Origin of the sequence: Fibrobacter sp. UWH5, assembly GCF_900142505.1 — a bacterium.
Lineage (GTDB): Bacteria > Fibrobacterota > Fibrobacteria > Fibrobacterales > Fibrobacteraceae > Fibrobacter.
On sequence record NZ_FRBB01000004.1, the window covers coordinates 50576 to 68668 of the forward strand.

Below are 18093 nucleotides of genomic sequence, written 5' to 3' on the forward strand. Positions count from 1 at the left end.
TATTCCCGATTTCTATGATTTTTTGAATATTTTTTGAGCATACAAGACCGGTTTGACAAAAAAGACTGGCTTTTTAAAAAAGGGATTGGACAAATGATTGACGTTAAGGGTAAATGGACCTTGATTACTGGCGGTTGCCGCGGTGTAGGACGTCTAACTGCCATTGAAATGGCCAAGTTGGGCGCAAATATCATTCTTCAGGGTCGTTGCAAGGCTAATGCCGACAAGGTTATCGAAGAACTGAAACCCTATGGTGTTGAAGTCCGCGCTGTTGGCTGCAATCTTGAATCTGAGTCAGAAATTGACACTGCCCTTGCTGAAATCGACTCCTGGGGCGTTCAGGTAGACCTGGTTTTCAATAATGCCGGTCTTATGAGCCATTATTTCCAGGATTATCTGTCCAATACCATGGAAGATTTCCACCACGCCATGGCTGTGAACTTCTACGCTCCCATCAAGATTGCCTATCATTTCTTGCCGGGTATGATCAAGCGTGGTTTTGGCCGTATGCAGCTCACTACCAGCGGTATCGCCAATGAACCGGAATTGATGGGTTATGCCTGCGCAAAGGCCGCCCTGACCAAGTTCGTCAAGGATTTCGCTGTCAAGCTGAACGGAACCGACGTCATGATGAACGTCATGGATCCGGGTTGGCTCCGTACCGACCTGGGTGGCCCCGCAGCTCCCAACGCTCCCGAAACGGTTATCCCCGGCTCCATGGTGGGTGTCCTCCTGGACGACAAGAAGAGCGGTCGCTGGTTTAGCGCACAGGAATTTACCGGCATGTCTCTTGAAGACGCTGTCAAGAAAGGCGCAGACGTTCAATAAAAGTTCCTCCTAACCCCCAAAAAAGCTGGTGGTGGCTTCGGCTGCCACCAGTTTTTTATTGTCTTCCTGAGTTCCGCAAGGTGTTGATAAATGCGTTTTTGCTGTCATCCTGTGCGTTAGCGAAGGATCCAGTAAAACTTTTATTATATATTTAGCGCCATGAACAAGGAACCTTCCCGTACACAGCTTCGCGACGAAGTCTACACCCAGATGATGGTGGCCCAGGCTCGTCTTTCCAAGGATCAGAACACTCAGATGGGAGCTATCCTGGTATCTCCCGAGGGGCGCGTCATCAGCACTGGTTACAATGGTGCTCCTGCCGGTTTTGACGACGAAACAGTCCCCTACACTCGCGAAAAGCAGTTGTTGGCCTACGACCTGCTGGATGCTGATTCCGGTGAACTCCTGAGCCATCACGAGTTCGAGGCTAATAAGTATCCCTTCATGGTACATGCCGAAATCAATGCCCTGCATTATGCCCGCGGTAAGGTACCTGCAGGTTCCAAGCTGTACGTGATTGGATTCCCCTGTGAAAGGTGTGCTCTGGATGTAAGCCTTTCCGGTGTTTCTGAAGTCTTTGTCACGAAGGACGATTACGATCCTAAGTCCACCTTGAACAACAGCCGCGACACCGCCTACTACATGTTCGCCCAGGCCCACATTGTTGTGACTCTGTGCGGTAAACGTATTCGCCCTGTTGTTTCAAAGCCTGCGAAGGCGTAAAAAATTTTCTTTTTTTCGGAGGTTAGTCATGAGGAAGTTATTTCTTCTTTCTTTATTCTGTGCAGCGACTGTTTTTGCGCAGCAAGATGATTCGGATGCCCTGGATTTCGCAGACGAAAACAGTGCGTCTGTTTCTGCACCGGCTCCGTCAACGTATGCGGAACCTGCATCTGCGTCATCCCCTTCCAAGTGCTCGGTTTATTCTCCGTGTGCAAACACCGCTGAATCCAACACGGCATCCGGTCAACTTGTAGCCCAGGTGCAGACGGCTCCTGCCAGAAGCGCCTTCTTCCTTGACCTTACCTTGGGTATTATGTGGAATAGTTACAGTCGTGAAACGGTGTATCGTAGCTATGCCAGCTATTACAATGATTATTATAATCGTGATCAGATGGAGCGGGAATACTCTGGTTTGGGTCCGATACTTGGTTTGAAAATTGGTGGCAACATTCGTGGCTGGGCTGCACCTCATTTTGTAATGGAATTTGGCAGATCTTATGGTGAAACAGAAGAAGAATACTATGATTCCGATGAGAACGAGTATCGTAAGGCCAAGACCAGCGCCTTTAGATTTTTCATTGGTGGTGGTGTGACATGTTTCCTTAGCAATGACCCGCAGTCTGCTTCAAGCGGCGTTTTCCTGGGGCTGGATTTCGGTTTCGTTTTGTCTGCTGCCCAGAAGCACATTTCCTGGGATGACGTTGAGGATGTGGGGGGCATTGATGACGTGGCCGTCGGAATCAAGTTTGAAACAGGATATGTGTGGAGAATGGCGGATCACTTCAATATTGGTTTCACATGGTCCCTGAGTATTGATGACGCTGTTGATGATAACGATAGCGATTATCGCAGGGAAGAATCTTCCATGTATACCGTTGGGTTCGCTCTCACTATCATGAGAAAGTAATGGTGAACAAGTTTTCTGTGTTGGCGGTTTCGTAGGCTATGTCGCCACTGCCGTCATGTCGTTGGATGATAATAGCTGGGCTGGATTTGGTTCAGGTTTCCAGGTTGAAATTCCTGCGTCTCACCCGAGGTTAATGGGGGAGAGTCGGGCAAAGTTCCGCTAATTGTTAAGAAAAAAGTCCGTTGACAGAAAATGTCAACGGACTTTTGTTATATTGGTGCACATGGTAGCAGTAAGTAAGTCTAAGAAAGAAATTGAGTTCCTCTGTACGGAATGCGGCAATACTACGCCGAAGTGGGCCGGAAAGTGCCCGTTCTGTGGTGCCTGGAGCACCCTCAAGGAACATGCTATAGAAAAGCTGGATGTGGCTGCCGGTCGAGGTGGCCGCGGTTTGGGAGGCCCCGTGCATAAGGTGGTGGCCCTGCGAGATGTGGCCACGGAAGATACGAAACGTCTGAGTACTGCAAACACGGAATTCGACCGGGTCCTTGGAGGCGGCTTTGCTCCAGGCAGTCTTGTTCTGATTGGTGGCGATCCCGGAATTGGTAAATCGACTCTTGTGTTGACGACTCTCGCTACCATGAATGCGGCTGGCGTCAAGGCGCTGTACGTCAGTGGCGAAGAAAGCGCCTGTCAGGTTAAACTCCGTAGCGAACGTCTGAACGTGGCTGGCTCCGATATGCTACTGCTCTGTGAGACCAGCCTCGAAAAGATTATTCAGCAGGCAAACGAAATCAAACCGCAAATATTGGTAATCGACTCCATTCAGACTGTGTATAAGGGTGATCTTTCAGGAACGCCCGGGTCCGCGGCGCAACTTCGTGAATGTACTCTGGACTTGATGGTCTGGGCGAAAAACTCAGGCTGCATTACCATCTTGATTGGCCATGTTACCAAGGACGGCCAGATTGCTGGCCCCCGTATTCTGGAACATATGGTGGATACCGTGGTCTATTTCGAAGGCGACCGGAATCATCAATACCGTCTTCTTCGAACCATAAAGAATCGTTTTGGCGCTACCGACGAAATCGGCGTCTTTGAAATGACGAGCCACGGGCTGGCTTCCGTCCCGAATCCTAGCAAGGTGTTCTTGCAGGAAGGCGTTCCGCCTACTCCGGGGAGTGTCGTGTGCTGTACCATGGAAGGGTCAAGGGCGCTGCTCTTTGAAACTCAGGCCCTTGTGAATCAGACTACCTTTGCGGTTCCTCAGCGGGTGGCGGCGGGTATCGATGCCAAGAGGCTCACTATCATACTGGCCCTGCTTGAAAAGTTTGGCGGTATCACAATCGGGGCGTCCGATGTATTTGCAAGCATTGCCGGGGGCATGAAGGTGAACGATACTTCGTCGGATTTGGCCTTGGCTCTAGCTATAGCCAGCAACCACTTGGGAATTCCGTTATCCCGTCAGACTATTGCCATCGGTGAACTAGGTCTGTCTGGCGAAATCCGCAGCGTAAGTCTGCTGGATCAGCGTCTTAAAGAGGCCGGTCGACTGGGAATGTCCGAAGCGATCGTTCCTGCGTCTGGAGCGGATCCGTCCCGCGAGGGTGGTCGCTCCCTTAAGGTGGTCCGCGTAAAGACCTTGGGTGAGGCCATAGCCTGGCTGATGGATAAAAAGTAGATGTAAAAAGCCAATGCTGCTTTGACTGTGAACATCAAAAAAACACCCTGCGATGCAGGGTGTTTTTAAGTTCTATAAAATCCGCTTTGGTTTTAAGAAGCAAAGAAGAAATTAGTCTTCGTCGTCGGATTTTCTCTTCTTCTTTTTCTTCTTGGGCATTGCGTCGTCTGCTACAGAAGACTTCTTGCCTTCGACCTTGATGTCAGCAGCCTTTTCGCCGCGCTTGGTGAAGCCGTACTGACGAGGATCGAAACCGGAGGGGAAGACAGTCTTGTTATCGTAGATCACCTTCTTGGCGGTGAACTTTTCGATCTTAGCGCCATCCAGGTTTGCACCGGAGAAGTCAACGTCGTTCATCTTGGTGTCGGCGTCGATCTTGATGCCCTGCATGTTGGCATTGGTGAAGTTAACCATTTCCAGCTTAGCGCCGGCGAAGCTTACGCCGCCCATCTGAGCGAGGATGAAGTCGGAACGTTCGATGGTGGAGTTGGCGAAGTTGGCCTTGGTCAGGTCAGCCTTGTCGAAAATGTTCTTACGGACGTAAGCACCGTCGAAGACAGCCTTCAGGAGTTCAGCTTCCTTAAAGTCGTTCTTGCTAACTTCGGTGTCGAAGAAAGAGGTCTTGCTCATCTTGGACTTGTTGAATTCGCTCTTGGAAACGGAGCCCTTGTCGAATACAACACCGGTCAGGTCCTGGCCGCTGAACTTCATGTTCTTGACGGTGGACTGAGCGAACTTGGCCTTCTGGAGCTGGGCCTTAGAAAGGTCAACATCGTTAAAGGTGGTCAGAGAAAGGTCTGCGTCCTGCAGATTGACGTTCTTGAAGTCTGCACCGCTGAATTCAGCCTGGGAAAGACCGGCCTTGGCGAAGTTAACGTCAACCAGGTCCACGCCCTTGAAGTTTGCTGCAATCAGGTTACAGGCGGTAAAGTCGGTCTTGACCATGGTGGTCTTGCGGAGGTCTGCACCAGCCATCAAGGAACGAGAGAAGTTGGTGTTGGTCAGGTTGGCCTTGTAGAAGTTTGCACCGGTAAGGTCAACGTCCATGACAGAAGCCTGAGTGAGGTCAGACTTTTCGAAATTGGTGTTTTCGTCTACCTTCATAGCGTCCAGACGGGCATTCTTCATGTTGGTCTGGGGGAACTGGCTACCCAGGAGGGTTGCACGGTAGAGGTTTGCGCCTGCAAGGTTTGCACCTTCGAAAGAGGAGTTACGAATGTCTGCGCCGCTGATGACGACCTTTTCGAGGTTGGCGTCTTCGAAGCTAGCGTCGCTAATCACAGCGTTCTGGAAAGAAACTTCCTGGAGGCTTGCCTTTGTAAAGTTGGGGCCTTCGCCAGTAGCACGGCGGAAGTCGGTGGTGTTCTTGACTGCCTTAGCCTTGCTGAAGTTGAAGCCATCGATACGCTTGTTACTGAAAGAAACGTTCAGATCCTTGCCTGCCCAGTTGTCCTGTGCGAATACGTTCAGTGCAAGTGCACTAACAAGGCAAAGGCCAAACTTTGAAACTCTCTTCATATTCATATATAACATTCCCTTTGAGGATAAACCAGATAACGGATAGCCCTAAAATAACTAAATAATTTGCAAAACTGCAAGACTTTTAAAAAAACTCTATAAATAAAAGCTAACTTGTAGGGCGAAATGAGCAATTTTTCGTCAAAACAGTACGATGTGGTGGTCTGTGGGGCCGGTCCTGCAGGCTTGATGGCTGCCTGCACCCTTGGACGTCTGGTTCAAAAGGAGACTTCCGGTGCTAGACGGGTCTTGCTTCTAGATAAAAAGGAACCTTGGAAAGAGCCTATTTTCTGTGCCGAAGCGGTATCTTCTCGGCGTCTGAAGGCCCTTTGGCCTGTGGATTCCTCCTTTGTTCGCGGAAACCTGTCCGGGATTTATTTTACCTCTCCCAAACGTTACCGCGCCGAGTTTTATAGTAAGGATTGTGGTTATCAGCTGAATCGCTCCGCTCTGCACAAGAATATTGCCGACGAATGCGTCAAGGCTGGTGTGGAATGTCATTTTGACTCCGTGGTCAAGAAGCTGGATCGCACCGAAAACGGTTGGAATGTGGTGGTATCTTCCAAGGGTGTCGAAGAAACCCTAAGTTCTACCCTTATTATAGACTGCTCTGGCCCCGGTGCCAAGCTGACCCGTGGAATCCCCTGCCTCGAGGGCATGGAAGACGGTGCCACTGATCTTGAACCTGCAGTCTTTGCGGTGGCCGAGGGCATTCCTCATAGCCGTGAACATATTGAATTGTTCTTCGGTAGTGAATTTAAGGACGGCTACGGCTGGATCTTCCCCCGTGACGGCAAGGAAGTAAATATTGGTTTTGTGCTGGGGAAGGACGTTCGTAACGAGGGTTCCCTCCGCCAGAAACTTCTTGATTTTATCGCTCGCGACTATCCTGGCTCTACGGTCAAGGCTGTCTACGGGGGCATGATTGCCTGCGGACAGTCCCATAAGCCGATCGCCAAGTGCGGTCTCTTTAAGGCCGGCGATTCTGCCAGCTGCGTCAATCCCATTAGCCGTTCCGGCATTACGGAATCCCTCCTTTGCGGTAAGATTGTGGCCGAGGCTGCCATGGAATGGTTGCAGGATTCTGGCGAAAACCGTGAAGCGATCGAGGCCCGCGCCCACCAGCGCTGGATGCAGGAAATGGGCAAGTCCCATATGCAGATTGCCCGCGGAAAGCCTGGCTTCAACAAGATTACAGACGAGCAGTTCGACAAGGCTGCCTTGCGTCTGTCCAAGTTGCCTAAAGAGAAGCAGACTCTGTTCCGCATATTCTTTAACGTCCTGTGGGCAAGTCCGTCCTTAGTCTGGAAACTCAGGTCATTCCTCCACTGGTAGTCTAGTATGTCTGAAATTATCGAAAAACGTCTCGAGGAAGTTCGAACCAAGTTCGCTGGCTTCACCGATCCCGATGACAAGTGGAAGTTCATCCTTGATCTGGCTAAGGCCCACAAGGGGATGGACGCCGCTCTTAAGGCAGAAAAGTTCATTATTTCTGGTTGCGCATCCACCATGTACCTGGTTCCTAATTTTGACGGAAACCTGCTCCATTTTGAAATGGATGTGGAAGGCGGCACTACGAATCCCCTGATCAGCCGTGGTCTGGGAGCCCTGGCCCTCAAGATTTATAATGATACCGCTCCGGCTGACATTCTGGCGGTGGACCCGAAGTTCTTTCAGGACATTGGTCTAAACGTTGGACTTTCACCTACAAGGTCTAACGGTTTTGCGAGCCTTGTAAAGCAGATTTATTTGTACGCCCGAGTCTTTGCTGCTCTGGCCAAGAAGTAGAAGAACGCGATTTATAAAAGTAAAGGATAAAGGAAAATGTCTTTTAGTTTCTTGAATGGAAAGAGCCCCTTTGACGAGGCTGAAGAACGCCTGGAAGCTGGCGAAACCGTTAACGGCAAGCCGAAGATGCCTGTGGCTCCTGTCATGGGTTGGCAGGATGGTGTTACCCTCCTGGTGATTATTGCCTTGGTTATTGGTGGCTACCAGTACTATCAGTATGCCAAGCGCACCAGTGCAGAAGCCTTCGCTACTTGCGAAACTCTTTATACTGCAGCTCAGACCGATGCGTCCAAGTATGTCGAAATGGAAAAGTGCTATGAGGCTACCTGGGATCTGGGTTTTGTAAGCGATACTCTGGAAGTGGTTCGCCAGAACCGCCTGGGCGAAGTGGAAGATATGCGTACTGCCCAGAAGGATTTGCTGGCTAGCGCCAATGCCGCTTTCGACAAGGGCGATACCGCCGCCGCAGTCAAGATCGTGACCGAATACAAGGGTGCTATGCTTCTGTACACGGGCGACCAGTCTGAATGGGATGAAATCGCAAAGTTTGCGACTGCCGCTCCTGCTGCCGAAAAGGTTGCAGAACCCGCCGCAGAAAAGGCTGCTGAACCTGCAGCTGATGCTCAGAAGTAATTCTTGTCAAAAGGTTTGCTGAACTGAAAAACACCGCAATGAAATGCGGTGTTTTTTGATGTCCACAATATTTTTTAGGACCGTCTATTTGAGGTTTTGCCTCAACGTTTTTCCAAGTGTATTTCCCGTTCGGTTTCGTTGAGAATGTCGATGCGGATCACGTGGGTGATGCCCGGGTCATTCTCTTCGAGACGTTCCGGCCATTCAATCAGGCTGACACCTTGTTCCAGGTAGTCGGGATCCAGACCCACTTCGTTCAGGTCGGCACCACCTTCCAGTCGGTAAAGATCGAAATGGAAAATGGGCGGATTGTTGGGGTATTCGTGGAGGATGGTGTAGGTGGGGGAGCATACGGCGCCCTCGAATCCGAGACCCTTGCAGACTCCGCGGCTAATAACCGTCTTGCCTGCACCCAGGTTGCCGAACAGGGCCACCTTGTCGCCTGGTTTCAGGGACTTGCCGAATTCCACGGCCCAAGCATAAGTGGTTTCTTCTGACGTAAACTTCATAATAGTGAACAGTGAAGAGTGAATAGTTTTGAGCGATGAGCAGTGAGTTATGAGTTTTGAGCTGTGAGTTAATAAGCCAGGCGCCTTTGGCGCAGTTATGATAACTCATGGCTCAAAGCTGAATACTCATGGCTGAACAAGGCGCCTTTGGCACGGTTATTAGAAGTTAGTAGGAAGTAGGAAGAGCCGCTGACAAAAAATGCTTACTGCCTACTGTCTACTTTCTAAAAGGAGCCGCAGGCCCCGCCCTCATACCTCGAACCTGAAAGTGAGCTTTGCGAGCGACCTGATACCTGCTACAGCTTGTCCTTGAACTGCTGGTAGGTGAACTTATGGAGCAGGTGGAACTTACCTTGTTCGTCAAACTTGCCTATGCTGGGGTGGCGCACACCGTTGAAGAATGTGGTCTTCACCATGGTATAGTGGATCATGTCTTCGAAGATGATTCGGTCGCCGACCTGCAGGGGTTTGTCGAAGGAGAAGTCGCCCAACTGGTCGCCGGCCAGGCAGGAATTTCCGGTCAGCTTATAGGTGTAGGGCTTTTCGCCGGGGAATGCGGAACCGGTAACGGCAGGGCGGTAGGGCATTTCCAGACAGTCGGGCATATGGGCGCTAATGGAGACGTTCAGTACGGCGATGTCCATTTCGTTGTGGACGATGTCGCCGACTGTGGCTACCAGTTCGCCGGTTTGCCAGCCGACCGCTTCGCCTGGTTCCATGATGACAGTCAGATGGGGGTAACGTCCCATGAAGTCCTTCAGGATGCGGACCAGCTCATCGCGGTGGTAATCCTTGCGGGTGATGTGGTGGCCACCACCGAAGTTGACCCATTTCATCTGGTTCAGATACTTGCCGAAGTGCTGCTCGAATGCCTTCAGTACGCCTTCCAGGGCGTCTGCATCCTGTTCGCAGAGGGCGTGGAAATGGAGACCTTCAATTCCGTCCAGAAGTTCCGGTTTGAACTCGGCTTCGGTGACTCCAAGGCGGCTGAACTTGCCGCAGGGGTTATAAAGGTCGGTTTCTACGGTGGAATACTGGGGATTGACGCGGATGCCTGCAGAAACGCCTGCCTTCAGGGTCTTTTCCTTGAATCGTTGCCACTGGCTGAAGCTGTTAAAGGTAATGTGGCCTGCACAGCTCAAAATTTCGTCGATTTCGTCGTCGTCATACACCGGTGCGAAGACGTGGACTTCCTTTCCCATTTCTTCCTTGGCCAGTTTAGCCTCGTTTAGGCTGCTGGCGGTGGCCCCGGCTAGATATTCGCCGATCAGGGGGAAGGAACGCCAAAAGCTATAACCTTTCAGGGCGCAGATGATTTTTACGCCGGTTTTCTTCTGGATATCGTCCAAAATTTCCATATTTCGGCGGAGACGGGCCTCATCGAGGACAAAACAGGGGGATGGAACTTGAGAATAGTCTAGCATAGGGCCAAAGATAGCCTTTTTTTACACCTTTTTAAACTTTTTTGCTTATGCTTTAACTACATTTAACGGTGATGAGATTTTCTTCTTATAAGCACGTTGTTATTTCGCTGTTGGCTCTGGCTTTTGCCGGAGTGGCAATGGCTCAGTCCGTTCCCTCCAAGGTTGAATCCCAGGTGGTGGCGGCTCCCCGTGGCGCTTCGACTCTTGATGAAATGATCCAGGCAAAACTGGATTCCATGAATCATGCTGTTCCCTCCGTCGGTCCCCGTAACTCTGATAGCCTCGCTAAGGTTCAGGCCGATAGCGTTCGCAGACTGATCAAGGAAGGCAAGTACGTCCAGCGCGCCAAGTACGACAAAAAGAACTTCGACCACTGGAACATCGATACCGTTCTCCAGAAGTCCATGAAGGAAAAGCTGGTGGGCGTGTGGCGCACTCCCATTGTGGCTCACGGTCATGCCTTCCGCGATGCTGAACTCCGTTTCTGCATGAACGATACCTTGATTGGTGTTACCCGTACTTATTCCGATTCCGGTCGTTATCAGATGACTGGTGAATATGTGTTCAAGGCCCGCTACCGCTTTGATTCTGACCGTTCTCTGGTCAGCCGCGAAGTGTTCAGCGACCGTAAGGTGGTCCGTTGGGACTTTATCACCTTCGATATTACCGATGGTGCTCTTGAATACAACCTGAACAAGCTGGAATTCCGTGACCTGAACGATAACTGGCTCAACGCTCTGCAGGGCTTTGATAACGTTCCTCCCGAAGTTTATAATCGCGACGAAAAGGGCTCTGCCGAAATGAAGCGCGAATACGAAAACAGCAAGAAGAAAAAGTAATTGCGGTTTGGGGCCAAGCGCCATGAGCCGAAATTCTTCGAAAATTTCTAGAGCAGTTGTTGGCTTTGTAGTGCTAACACTGCTCTTTCTGTTTTTTGCGGCCCTGACCTTGACCGCCGGTTCAACCTCCATCAGCTGGTCGGACCTGGGGTTCAGGAACGTTCCCTACCAGAATATGGCTGCCCAGATTTTCTGGGAAATCCGCTTCCCTCGACTGGTGGCGGCGGTTCTGTCTGGTGTGGCGTTGGCGGTTTCGGGCCTGGCTTTGCAGACCTTATTCCGTAACCCGCTGGCGGGACCTTTTGTGCTGGGTATTAGCAGCGGGGCTAGTCTGGGTGTTGCCCTTTCACTGTTGGCGGGTCTTAGCTTTGGACACTTTGGCGTGCTGGGGGCTGCGGCGGTGGGCGCTCTCGGTGTGACGTTCCTGGTGATGGCGGTGTCTACCCGCTTTAGAAATTCCACGGTGCTCCTTGTGGTGGGGCTGCTGGTAGGGTACTTCATCGACGCCGTGATTAGCCTCTTGATCGTGAACAGCGATGCGGAATCCTTGCGGGTTTACGTGAGCTGGGGCATGGGAAGTTTTGGACGTCTAACTTATGACGGGGTCTGGATTTTTGCGGCTGCGGTGGCGGTTGGACTTGGGCTGGTGGTGTGTGCCATGCGGTACTTGAATGCCGTGCGCCTGGGGGATGATTTTGCCCGAGGTCTGGGTGTGAATGTACGTTTGGGCCGCGGTCTTGTTCTGCTGGGAACTTCCATCCTGGCGGCATCGGCCACGGCTTTTTGCGGCCCGGTGGCTTTCGTTGGAATCGCGGTCCCTCACCTGGCTTTTATGTTGTTCAAAATCAGCAACCATCGCGTGCTGATTCCTGGGGCGGCCTTGTGCGGTGCTGTGCTTTGCCTGGCCGCAAGCCTCTTCATGACTTTGCCCTTGAATGCGGTTCTTAGCCTGGTGGGCGTTCCCGTGGTGCTGTGGGTGATTATCCGTGGTGGGAGGGGGCGCTGATGGCGGAATTGCTGAAGTGTGAAAATCTTTGCTTTGGGTATGGCGGTTCTGGTTTTGCGGCACCCCTGAATTTTGAACTGCAGCCTGGCGAAGTGGTGGCACTGATGGGCCGCAACGGTTCCGGCAAGAGTACCTTGCTGAAAACTTTGTGCGGTCGGATTCCCGCCCTGGGCGGAACTATAAAGGTTTGCGGGACCTGTCTGAAGTCCCTAAAAACTATGGATCTTGCAAAGCTGATCGCCTATATTTCCATTAGCAAGGCCGCTCCGGATCGGATGACCGTCCGTGAATTCGTGGGGCTCGGCCGCATGCCTTACAGCGGTTTTCTGGATGGCCGTACTGCCGAGGACGTGAAGATTGTGGATGAATCCCTGGAACTTTTGGAACTTTCCGGTTTTGGGGACCGCTATGTTTGCGAACTGAGCGATGGCGAACGGAGCCGCGTGTATTTGGCTATGGCCCTGGCCCAACAGGTGAAGGTCTTGTTGTTGGATGAGCCTAACGCGTTTTTGGATATTCCCTGGAGCCATCAGCTTTTTAGGACTCTGCGCACTATTGCGGCGGAACGTGGCGTGGGAATTTTGGTGTCGACCCATTCCCTGGATTTTGCAGAAAAATATTGCCAGCGCGTGATGGTCGTTGGGGACCGTAGCGTTTCTGTAGAAAATTGGGAAGGGGCGCGAGCCGGGGGCTTGCTGGACTGGACAAAGGGGGAATAGCTTATGGGGAATGCAAATTTTTTGAAGTGCGTTATTCTGGGCTGCTTATTTATTCTGGCGGGGTGCGCCGGGAACAAGGCCCCAGAGGTGTCCGCTGAAGTTCCTGCAGAAAGTTCCGTTTCGCCGGCTCTAAAGGGAATTGAGGAGCCTGCCGGGGAGAAGCATTTCTTCTGGAAAGTTTCCGACGAAAATTCCAGCGTGTGGGTTTTGGGTAGCGTTCATTTTGCGGACTCGACTTTTTATCCGCTGGATTCCGTGATTGAAACGGCCTTTGTCGCTTCAGAGGAACTGGCGGTAGAAATTAATCTGAATGACGATTCCACCAGCAACGAAGTTTCGTCGAAGATGATGCAGGACGGCTTGCTGCCTGCGGGGGTGACCTTGAATTCTGTGCTGCCCCGTAATGTCTGGAATTCCCTGGACAGCCTGTGCGCGGCCTGGAACTTTCCTGTGATGGCCTTGCAGCGTTTGCGCCCCTGGTTTGCGGCCACGACTTTAAGCGCCGTTGCCATTCAGCGGGCTGGCATCCAGGCGGAATACGGAATTGACGTCGTTCTGATGGACCGTGCCGCTACCGATGGGAAGGCCATTGTGGGCTTGGAAACTGCCGAGGATCAGGTGAGTGCCCTTTCTGGAACGGGGAAAGATTCCGATGAATCGCAGTCGGATTCCGCGGGCGTTTACTATCTGAAGACAACCCTGCGTGAAATTGCGGGGCTGGATTCTATGGTGGCGCAAATGATGCGTGCCTGGAAGACTGGCAATGATTCTTTGCTTCGTGTTGTAATGAATGCTGAATTCTGCGACGAAAAATCCGGTAATTGCGAAGGTGATTCCGAGTCCGAAAAGAAAATGAAGGCGGACTTGGAAGAACGAATTTATACCAGTCGCAATGCCAAGATGGCAGGCTCCATTGCACAGTTCCTTGAAGAAGACAGAAATGTATTTGTGGTAATCGGGGCTGCCCACTTGGCCTTGGATGAAGACAACGTGATAGAACTGCTTCGCCGTAAGGGCTTTAGAATCCAGCGATTCTAATTATTTTAAATCTTTCACATCGATGCCGAGGTGGCTCAGACGGTTGTAGAGGGCGGTGCGCAATAGGCCCAGCTGTTCGGCGGTGGCGCGTACAGAACCGTTGTTTTCGCGGATCTTGTTCCTAAGGAATTCCCGTTCCTGGTCCAGTTGCATTTCGCGGAATTCGTCATAGGTTTCGGCTGCGGGAAAATCCTGGATCTTGGGGAAATCCTGGGGTTCGTCCAACTGTAAATCTTCGGGAGAAATGAGGGTGGACGTTGCGAAACAGAGGGCTCGCTGGATGACGTTTTCCAGTTCGCGGATGTTGCCGGGCCAGGGGTGTTTTTGCAGTTTTTCCAGGGCGGCCCTGGAAAGGGTGAACTGCTCGCCGGGGGCCTGATACTGCTGGATGAAATAGTTGGCCAGATCCTCGATATCTTCGCGGCGTTCGCGGAGGGGTGATATCTTGAGGGGGATGACGCTGAGACGGTAGTAAAGGTCTTCGCGGAAAGTCTTGTTGCGGACGGCTTCCTTTAGGTCGCGATTGGTTGCCGCGATGAATCGCACGTCGATATGCTTTGTCTTGTTGGCTCCGATGGGGCGGATTTCCTTGTTCTGCAGCACTCGCAGCAGTTTGACCTGGGTGTGCAACGGCATATCGCCAATTTCGTCTAGGAAGATGGCGCCTCCATCGGCGGCTTCGAAAAGGCCGATGCGTTCGTTCTGGGCGCCGGTAAAGGCTCCGCGGGTGTGGCCGAACAGTTCGCTTTCAAAAAGGTTGTCGGGAATGGCGCTGCAGTTGACCGTTACGAACTTGTCGTAGACGCAGGAGACGGCTCGGGCAATCAGTTCCTTACCGACGCCGGTTTCGCCCTGGATCAGTACGGGGCCGGTGTGGATAATGGCGCGTTCTACAGATTTGCGCAGCTTTTGCATGGCGTCGCTGTTTCCTACCAGATGGCTCATGCGTTCGCTAAAGACTTTGCGGGCGTTGTAGATTTCCTTTAGTTTGGAAATCTTGCTCATCAGATGAAGCTTTATGGCTTCGACAGATAGGATGATATCATACAGTTTATTGGAAAGTTCGCTGTACCTGTCCAGCGATTCCCCATAAACAAGAATCAATGTGTCCGGATTCTTTTCGCGAATTTGGGTCAGAGCCTGTAAGTTGTCGCTAAAGGAATCCAGATCCCAGATGACGAGGGGGCTTAATTTGTCGACGGACTTTAAAAGAAAATCCGCACCCGCGTAGGTGTCGGTAATGTGCAGGTTGACATCGTAATTCACCGTGGAGAAAACGTCCTGGATGAACGAGGACGTCGGAGTCTCCTGGGTGAAAAAATCGATGAGCATGATTTAGCGTAAAGCGTAGAGCTTAAAGTAGAAAGAAACTCGCTTTAAACTCTTACCTTTAACCTTTAACCTTTATCCTTTATCCTTTAAACTTTACTTGCCCAGTTCCTTGCTGCGTTCGGTGCCTGCAACCACAGCCTTCATGACGGTGCTGCGGAATGCGCCTTCTTCCAGGGCGTTGATGCCTGCGATGGTGGTGCCTGCGGGAGAGCAGACCATGGCGCACAAGTCGCTGGGGCTCTTGCCGGACTGCTTCACCAGTTCGACGCTGCCTTCGATGGTGCCGAGGGCCAGCTTCAAGGCGACATCGCGGGTAAGGCCGGCCTTTACGCCACCGCGGGTCAATGCTTCAATGAATTCGAAGACGTATGCGGGAGCACTGCCGGAAAGACCGGTCACTGCGTCCATCAGGCTTTCTGCTACGCGGCAGGTAACGCCGATGTTGCCGAAAATCTTTTCTGCGGTAGCGAGGGTGGTTTCGGTAACGCCGTCGGTAGCGAGACCTACGGAACCCTTGCCCACAGTGAGGGGCAGGTTGGGCATGACGCGGAGAACCTGGTTCTTTGCGCCAAGAACGTCGGTCAGGGCGGCGCGGGTAACGCCAGCCATAATGCTGATGAAGGTCTTTTCGTTTGCGATGGCGTCGGCTGCAGCCTTCCATTCGGCGCTGACCAACTTAAAGATCTGGGGCTTTACGCAAAGGAAGGTGACATCGGCGTTGTTGACGCCTTCTGCGAAGCTTGCTACGCGGACGCAACCCAGTGCAGAAACTTCTGCGGCAGCCTTGTCGCTGGGATCGAAGAAGAAAATGGACTTGGGATCATTTCCGGCCTGGAGAAGGCCGCGGAGAATTGCACCACCCATATTGCCGGTGCCAGCGAAGAAAATTTTATTAACCATAGTTCGTTGTTTTTAAAAAAGTGAAAATTTTCAGTTATAAATTACGAATTATGAATTACGAGACGAATAATCGCGGCTCTGCCGCCTAGCTAATTTTAGTAATTCGTACTTTATAATTCATAATTAGGTAAAAATCAACTTCGTTGATTTTTACCTGACGCTGTCCTTGGCCTTGCGGAGGAATTCCAGCAGGTCGGCATTGCTCTTATACTGCTTCATCCACTTGATTAGCTTGTCCATGATGCCGTTTTCGGTATCGTTCTGCATGCTTTGACGAACGCTCCAGAGGATGTTCTGTTCGTACAGAGAAAGCAGACGGTCTTCCTTACGGGTGCCGGACTTAAAGATATCGATAGCGGGCCAGGTGCGCTTTTCGGCAAGGCGACGGTCCAGAACCAGTTCCATGTTACCTGTGCCCTTGAATTCTTCAAAGATCACTTCGTCCATGCGGCTGCCGGTTTCGATCAGGGCGGTTCCGATAATGGTAAGGGAGCCGTTCTTCTGGATGACTTCACGAACGGGTTCACCTGCGGAGGTGTAAATCATCTGACCGTTGGTGTCCTTCTGGAAATCGCCAAGCTTGTCGGCAATCTTACGGGCTGCACCAAAGAACTTCTTGGGGAACTGCATGGCCATGGCGTCCACACCGCCAGAAAGAATCTTGCCGGAGTGGGGAATCACTACGTTGTTGGCGCGTGCAAAGCGGGTAATGGAGTCCAGAAGCACAACCACATCCTTCTGCTGTTCCACCAGGCGCTTGGCCTTTTCCAGGACCATGGTGGCCACGCGGGCGTGATGGTCAGGAGGTTCGTCGAAAGTGGATGCAACGACTTCTGCCTTCAGGGCGGGGTTCTTTTCTACCAGCTTGCCTACGATTTCGCGCATTTCCGTCACTTCTTCGGGACGTTCGTCAATGAGCAACACCATGATGATGCATTCTGGATGGTTTGCTGCAATGGCGCGGGTCATGTTCTGCAGGAGGATTGTCTTACCGGTACGGGGAGGAGCCAGGATAATGGAACGCTGACCCTTACCGATGGGGCTGAACAAATCCATGACGCGGGTGGTCAATTCGTCCTGGTCCCATTCCAGGTTGATCTTTTCGTTAGGATGGATGGGAGTCAGGTATTCAAATGCTACGCGGCGCTTGATCTTTTCGGGATCGTCAAAGTTGACCTTGTCTACGCGGCGGAGGGCATAGAACTTGTCGCCATCGCGGGGGGGGCGTGCAAGACCTGCAACGGTGTCGCCAACCTTCAGGCCGAAACGGCGAATCAGGTTCTGACTCACATAAACGTCATCGGGACCCTGCTGGTAGTTGAATTCGGTATTGCGGAGGAAACCGTGACCCTGCGGGGTGACTTCCAAAAGGCCTTCGGCGTAAACGATGTTGTTTTCGTTTTCCAGGCTCTGGAGCAGAAGGCCCAGGGACTGCTTGCGGTAACGGCGGAAGTCCAGATTTTCTTTCTGGCTTGCCAGTTCCTGCAAGTCGCTCATGGTCATCTTGCGGTACTTGGCCCAGCAATCGCGAGCCTTGCACCAGGCTTCGGAATCCGGATCCGGCATCGGCACGGTGTCTTCCTGTTCTTCCTGCTGCTGGGGGCGGTTGTTGTTATTGTTGTTGCGGTTGTTCTTGTCGAACTTGTTAAACTTGTTCTTCTTGTCGTACTTGTTGAAGCGTTCTTTCTGCTGGGGTCTCTGCTGACCGTCTGCAGATGCGTTTTCGGAGGTGCCGTCCTGGGCTGCGCTAGGATCTGCGGTGGCCTGAGTTTCTGCCTGCTGACCATCTGCATTCTGTGCGGAATCCGTTGCGGGAGCGGTTTCTGCTGCGGGAACTGCGCTAATTTCTGCGGGAACGGCTGCCGGTTCGTTTTCGGCCTTCGCTGTTTCAACGGGTGCTGTGTCGGCCTGCTTTTCGGCGGAAACTTCCTGAACGTTGTTCTTTTCCTTTATCCGTTCGACTTTCCTGTTTGCTTTTTTCTCATCGTCATTCTTTGCTGCCTTTGCTCGAGGAGCCCGCTTTGCGGGTTTTCCTTCGGGAGCCGGTTCTGCCTGGACGGGGAGTTCAATGCCTTCGCGGAGTTCGGCAGGAACTTCCATGCCTGTGGATTCTTGGTCGGCCAAGTGGGTACTTTTAGTCGTTTTTTTGATGGGAGCCACGATTGTGTCCTATTAAATAAGAATTGACGTATTAAAATGCGACTTTATTCATCTGCAGTATTTGGATTATTCCCAAAATGGACGGATGAATAATTTTCGATATGAAAAATTTGAAAAAAAATATGAATGCGGCCGAATGTCGACCGAA

Annotated in this window: 17 protein-coding genes; 11 read left to right on the plus strand and 6 right to left on the minus strand. The window is 51.8% G+C overall.

The annotated features are described in order from the left end of the window. Nucleotides 1-93 precede the first annotated feature (93 nt). The 4 genes from BUB38_RS05240 to radA all read left to right on the plus strand — a co-directional run bounded on the left by BUB38_RS05240 (nt 94) and on the right by radA (nt 4079). Nucleotides 94-828, plus strand: a complete 735-nt coding sequence (locus BUB38_RS05240) for an SDR family NAD(P)-dependent oxidoreductase (protein ID WP_073158089.1) — start codon at nt 94-96, stop codon at nt 826-828. A 159-nt stretch (nt 829-987) separates the two neighbouring features. Beyond that, nucleotides 988-1551, plus strand: a complete 564-nt coding sequence (locus tag BUB38_RS05245) for a deoxycytidylate deaminase (RefSeq protein ID WP_073158092.1) — start codon at nt 988-990, stop codon at nt 1549-1551. A gap of 28 nt (nt 1552-1579) precedes the next feature. Further along, nucleotides 1580-2458: a hypothetical protein gene (locus BUB38_RS05250; protein ID WP_073158095.1), complete on the plus strand. Its 879-nt coding sequence runs from the start codon at nt 1580-1582 to the stop codon at nt 2456-2458. Nucleotides 2459-2681: 223 nt separating this feature from the next. After that, on the plus strand, nt 2682-4079 hold the full coding sequence (gene radA / locus BUB38_RS05255; protein WP_073158098.1) for a DNA repair protein RadA: 1398 nt from the start codon (nt 2682-2684) through the stop codon (nt 4077-4079). Nucleotides 4080-4190: 111 nt separating this feature from the next. Here the strand turns inward: radA and BUB38_RS05260 are convergent, their stop codons facing one another. Continuing rightward, complete coding sequence (locus BUB38_RS05260) at nt 4191-5603, minus strand: pentapeptide repeat-containing protein (protein WP_083541948.1); 1413 nt, start codon at nt 5601-5603, stop codon at nt 4191-4193. Between the two features lie 120 nt (nt 5604-5723). Between BUB38_RS05260 and BUB38_RS05265 the strand changes: the two genes are divergently transcribed. The 3 genes from BUB38_RS05265 to BUB38_RS05275 are packed head-to-tail and all read left to right on the plus strand — an operon-like array spanning nt 5724 to nt 8018. Continuing rightward, nucleotides 5724-6932 (plus strand): NAD(P)/FAD-dependent oxidoreductase, encoded by a 1209-nt coding sequence (locus tag BUB38_RS05265; RefSeq protein ID WP_073158100.1) that lies wholly within the window; start codon nt 5724-5726, stop codon nt 6930-6932. 6 nt (nt 6933-6938) lie between these two features. Continuing rightward, nucleotides 6939-7385 carry a SufE family protein gene (locus BUB38_RS05270; protein WP_073158103.1) on the plus strand — a complete coding sequence of 149 codons (447 nt, stop codon included), beginning with the start codon at nt 6939-6941 and terminating at the stop codon, nt 7383-7385. A gap of 36 nt (nt 7386-7421) precedes the next feature. Then, on the plus strand, nt 7422-8018 hold the full coding sequence (locus BUB38_RS05275) for a hypothetical protein (RefSeq protein ID WP_073158106.1): 597 nt from the start codon (nt 7422-7424) through the stop codon (nt 8016-8018). A gap of 101 nt (nt 8019-8119) precedes the next feature. Here the strand turns inward: BUB38_RS05275 and tsaE are convergent, their stop codons facing one another. Then, nucleotides 8120-8527: a tRNA (adenosine(37)-N6)-threonylcarbamoyltransferase complex ATPase subunit type 1 TsaE gene (gene tsaE / locus BUB38_RS05280; protein ID WP_073158109.1), complete on the minus strand. Its 408-nt coding sequence runs from the start codon at nt 8525-8527 to the stop codon at nt 8120-8122. A 296-nt stretch (nt 8528-8823) separates the two neighbouring features. Then, nucleotides 8824-9951: a carboxynorspermidine decarboxylase gene (gene nspC, locus BUB38_RS05285; RefSeq protein WP_073158112.1), complete on the minus strand. Its 1128-nt coding sequence runs from the start codon at nt 9949-9951 to the stop codon at nt 8824-8826. A 71-nt stretch (nt 9952-10022) separates the two neighbouring features. On the opposite strand from nspC, the gene BUB38_RS05290 reads away from it, so the two are divergent. From BUB38_RS05290 to BUB38_RS05305, 4 genes are read left to right on the plus strand one after another with little or no spacing between them, the layout of a single operon-like run. Next, nucleotides 10023-10790 (plus strand): hypothetical protein, encoded by a 768-nt coding sequence (locus BUB38_RS05290; protein ID WP_073234867.1) that lies wholly within the window; start codon nt 10023-10025, stop codon nt 10788-10790. A 22-nt stretch (nt 10791-10812) separates the two neighbouring features. Beyond that, nucleotides 10813-11796, plus strand: a complete 984-nt coding sequence (locus BUB38_RS05295; RefSeq protein ID WP_073158117.1) for a FecCD family ABC transporter permease — start codon at nt 10813-10815, stop codon at nt 11794-11796. Beyond that, nucleotides 11796-12515, plus strand: a complete 720-nt coding sequence (locus BUB38_RS05300; protein ID WP_139258264.1) for an ABC transporter ATP-binding protein — start codon at nt 11796-11798, stop codon at nt 12513-12515. Before BUB38_RS05295 ends, BUB38_RS05300 begins: the two co-directional genes overlap by 1 nt. Before the next feature lie 3 nt (nt 12516-12518). Beyond that, a complete protein-coding gene (locus BUB38_RS05305; RefSeq protein ID WP_073158120.1) occupies nt 12519-13553 on the plus strand; it encodes a TraB/GumN family protein in 1035 nt (344 codons plus the stop codon). On the opposite strand, the gene BUB38_RS05310 is transcribed toward BUB38_RS05305, so the two are convergent. The 3 genes from BUB38_RS05310 to rho form a co-directional block, all read right to left on the minus strand. Next, nucleotides 13554-14885, minus strand: a complete 1332-nt coding sequence (locus BUB38_RS05310) for a sigma-54 interaction domain-containing protein (RefSeq protein ID WP_073158122.1) — start codon at nt 14883-14885, stop codon at nt 13554-13556. A 93-nt stretch (nt 14886-14978) separates the two neighbouring features. After that, entirely contained in the window at nt 14979-15785 is an 807-nt protein-coding gene (gene proC / locus BUB38_RS05315; protein WP_073158125.1) for a pyrroline-5-carboxylate reductase, read from the minus strand. A 150-nt stretch (nt 15786-15935) separates the two neighbouring features. After that, nucleotides 15936-17945, minus strand: a complete 2010-nt coding sequence (gene rho, locus BUB38_RS05320; RefSeq protein ID WP_249505797.1) for a transcription termination factor Rho — start codon at nt 17943-17945, stop codon at nt 15936-15938. Nucleotides 17946-18093: the final 148 nt, after the last annotated feature.

Coding starts and splice junctions, on each gene's coding strand:
- BUB38_RS05240 (WP_073158089.1), top strand. CDS start 94: ATGATTGACGTTAAGGGTAAATGGACCTTGATTACTGGCGGTTGCCGC.
- BUB38_RS05245 (WP_073158092.1), top strand. CDS start 988: ATGAACAAGGAACCTTCCCGTACACAGCTTCGCGACGAAGTCTACACC.
- BUB38_RS05250 (WP_073158095.1), top strand. CDS start 1,580: ATGAGGAAGTTATTTCTTCTTTCTTTATTCTGTGCAGCGACTGTTTTT.
- radA (WP_073158098.1), top strand. CDS start 2,682: ATGGTAGCAGTAAGTAAGTCTAAGAAAGAAATTGAGTTCCTCTGTACG.
- BUB38_RS05260 (WP_083541948.1), bottom strand. CDS start 5,603: ATGAATATGAAGAGAGTTTCAAAGTTTGGCCTTTGCCTTGTTAGTGCA.
- BUB38_RS05265 (WP_073158100.1), top strand. CDS start 5,724: ATGAGCAATTTTTCGTCAAAACAGTACGATGTGGTGGTCTGTGGGGCC.
- BUB38_RS05270 (WP_073158103.1), top strand. CDS start 6,939: ATGTCTGAAATTATCGAAAAACGTCTCGAGGAAGTTCGAACCAAGTTC.
- BUB38_RS05275 (WP_073158106.1), top strand. CDS start 7,422: ATGTCTTTTAGTTTCTTGAATGGAAAGAGCCCCTTTGACGAGGCTGAA.
- tsaE (WP_073158109.1), bottom strand. CDS start 8,527: ATGAAGTTTACGTCAGAAGAAACCACTTATGCTTGGGCCGTGGAATTC.
- nspC (WP_073158112.1), bottom strand. CDS start 9,951: ATGCTAGACTATTCTCAAGTTCCATCCCCCTGTTTTGTCCTCGATGAG.
- BUB38_RS05290 (WP_073234867.1), top strand. CDS start 10,023: ATGAGATTTTCTTCTTATAAGCACGTTGTTATTTCGCTGTTGGCTCTG.
- BUB38_RS05295 (WP_073158117.1), top strand. CDS start 10,813: ATGAGCCGAAATTCTTCGAAAATTTCTAGAGCAGTTGTTGGCTTTGTA.
- BUB38_RS05300 (WP_139258264.1), top strand. CDS start 11,796: ATGGCGGAATTGCTGAAGTGTGAAAATCTTTGCTTTGGGTATGGCGGT.
- BUB38_RS05305 (WP_073158120.1), top strand. CDS start 12,519: ATGGGGAATGCAAATTTTTTGAAGTGCGTTATTCTGGGCTGCTTATTT.
- BUB38_RS05310 (WP_073158122.1), bottom strand. CDS start 14,885: ATGCTCATCGATTTTTTCACCCAGGAGACTCCGACGTCCTCGTTCATC.
- proC (WP_073158125.1), bottom strand. CDS start 15,785: ATGGTTAATAAAATTTTCTTCGCTGGCACCGGCAATATGGGTGGTGCA.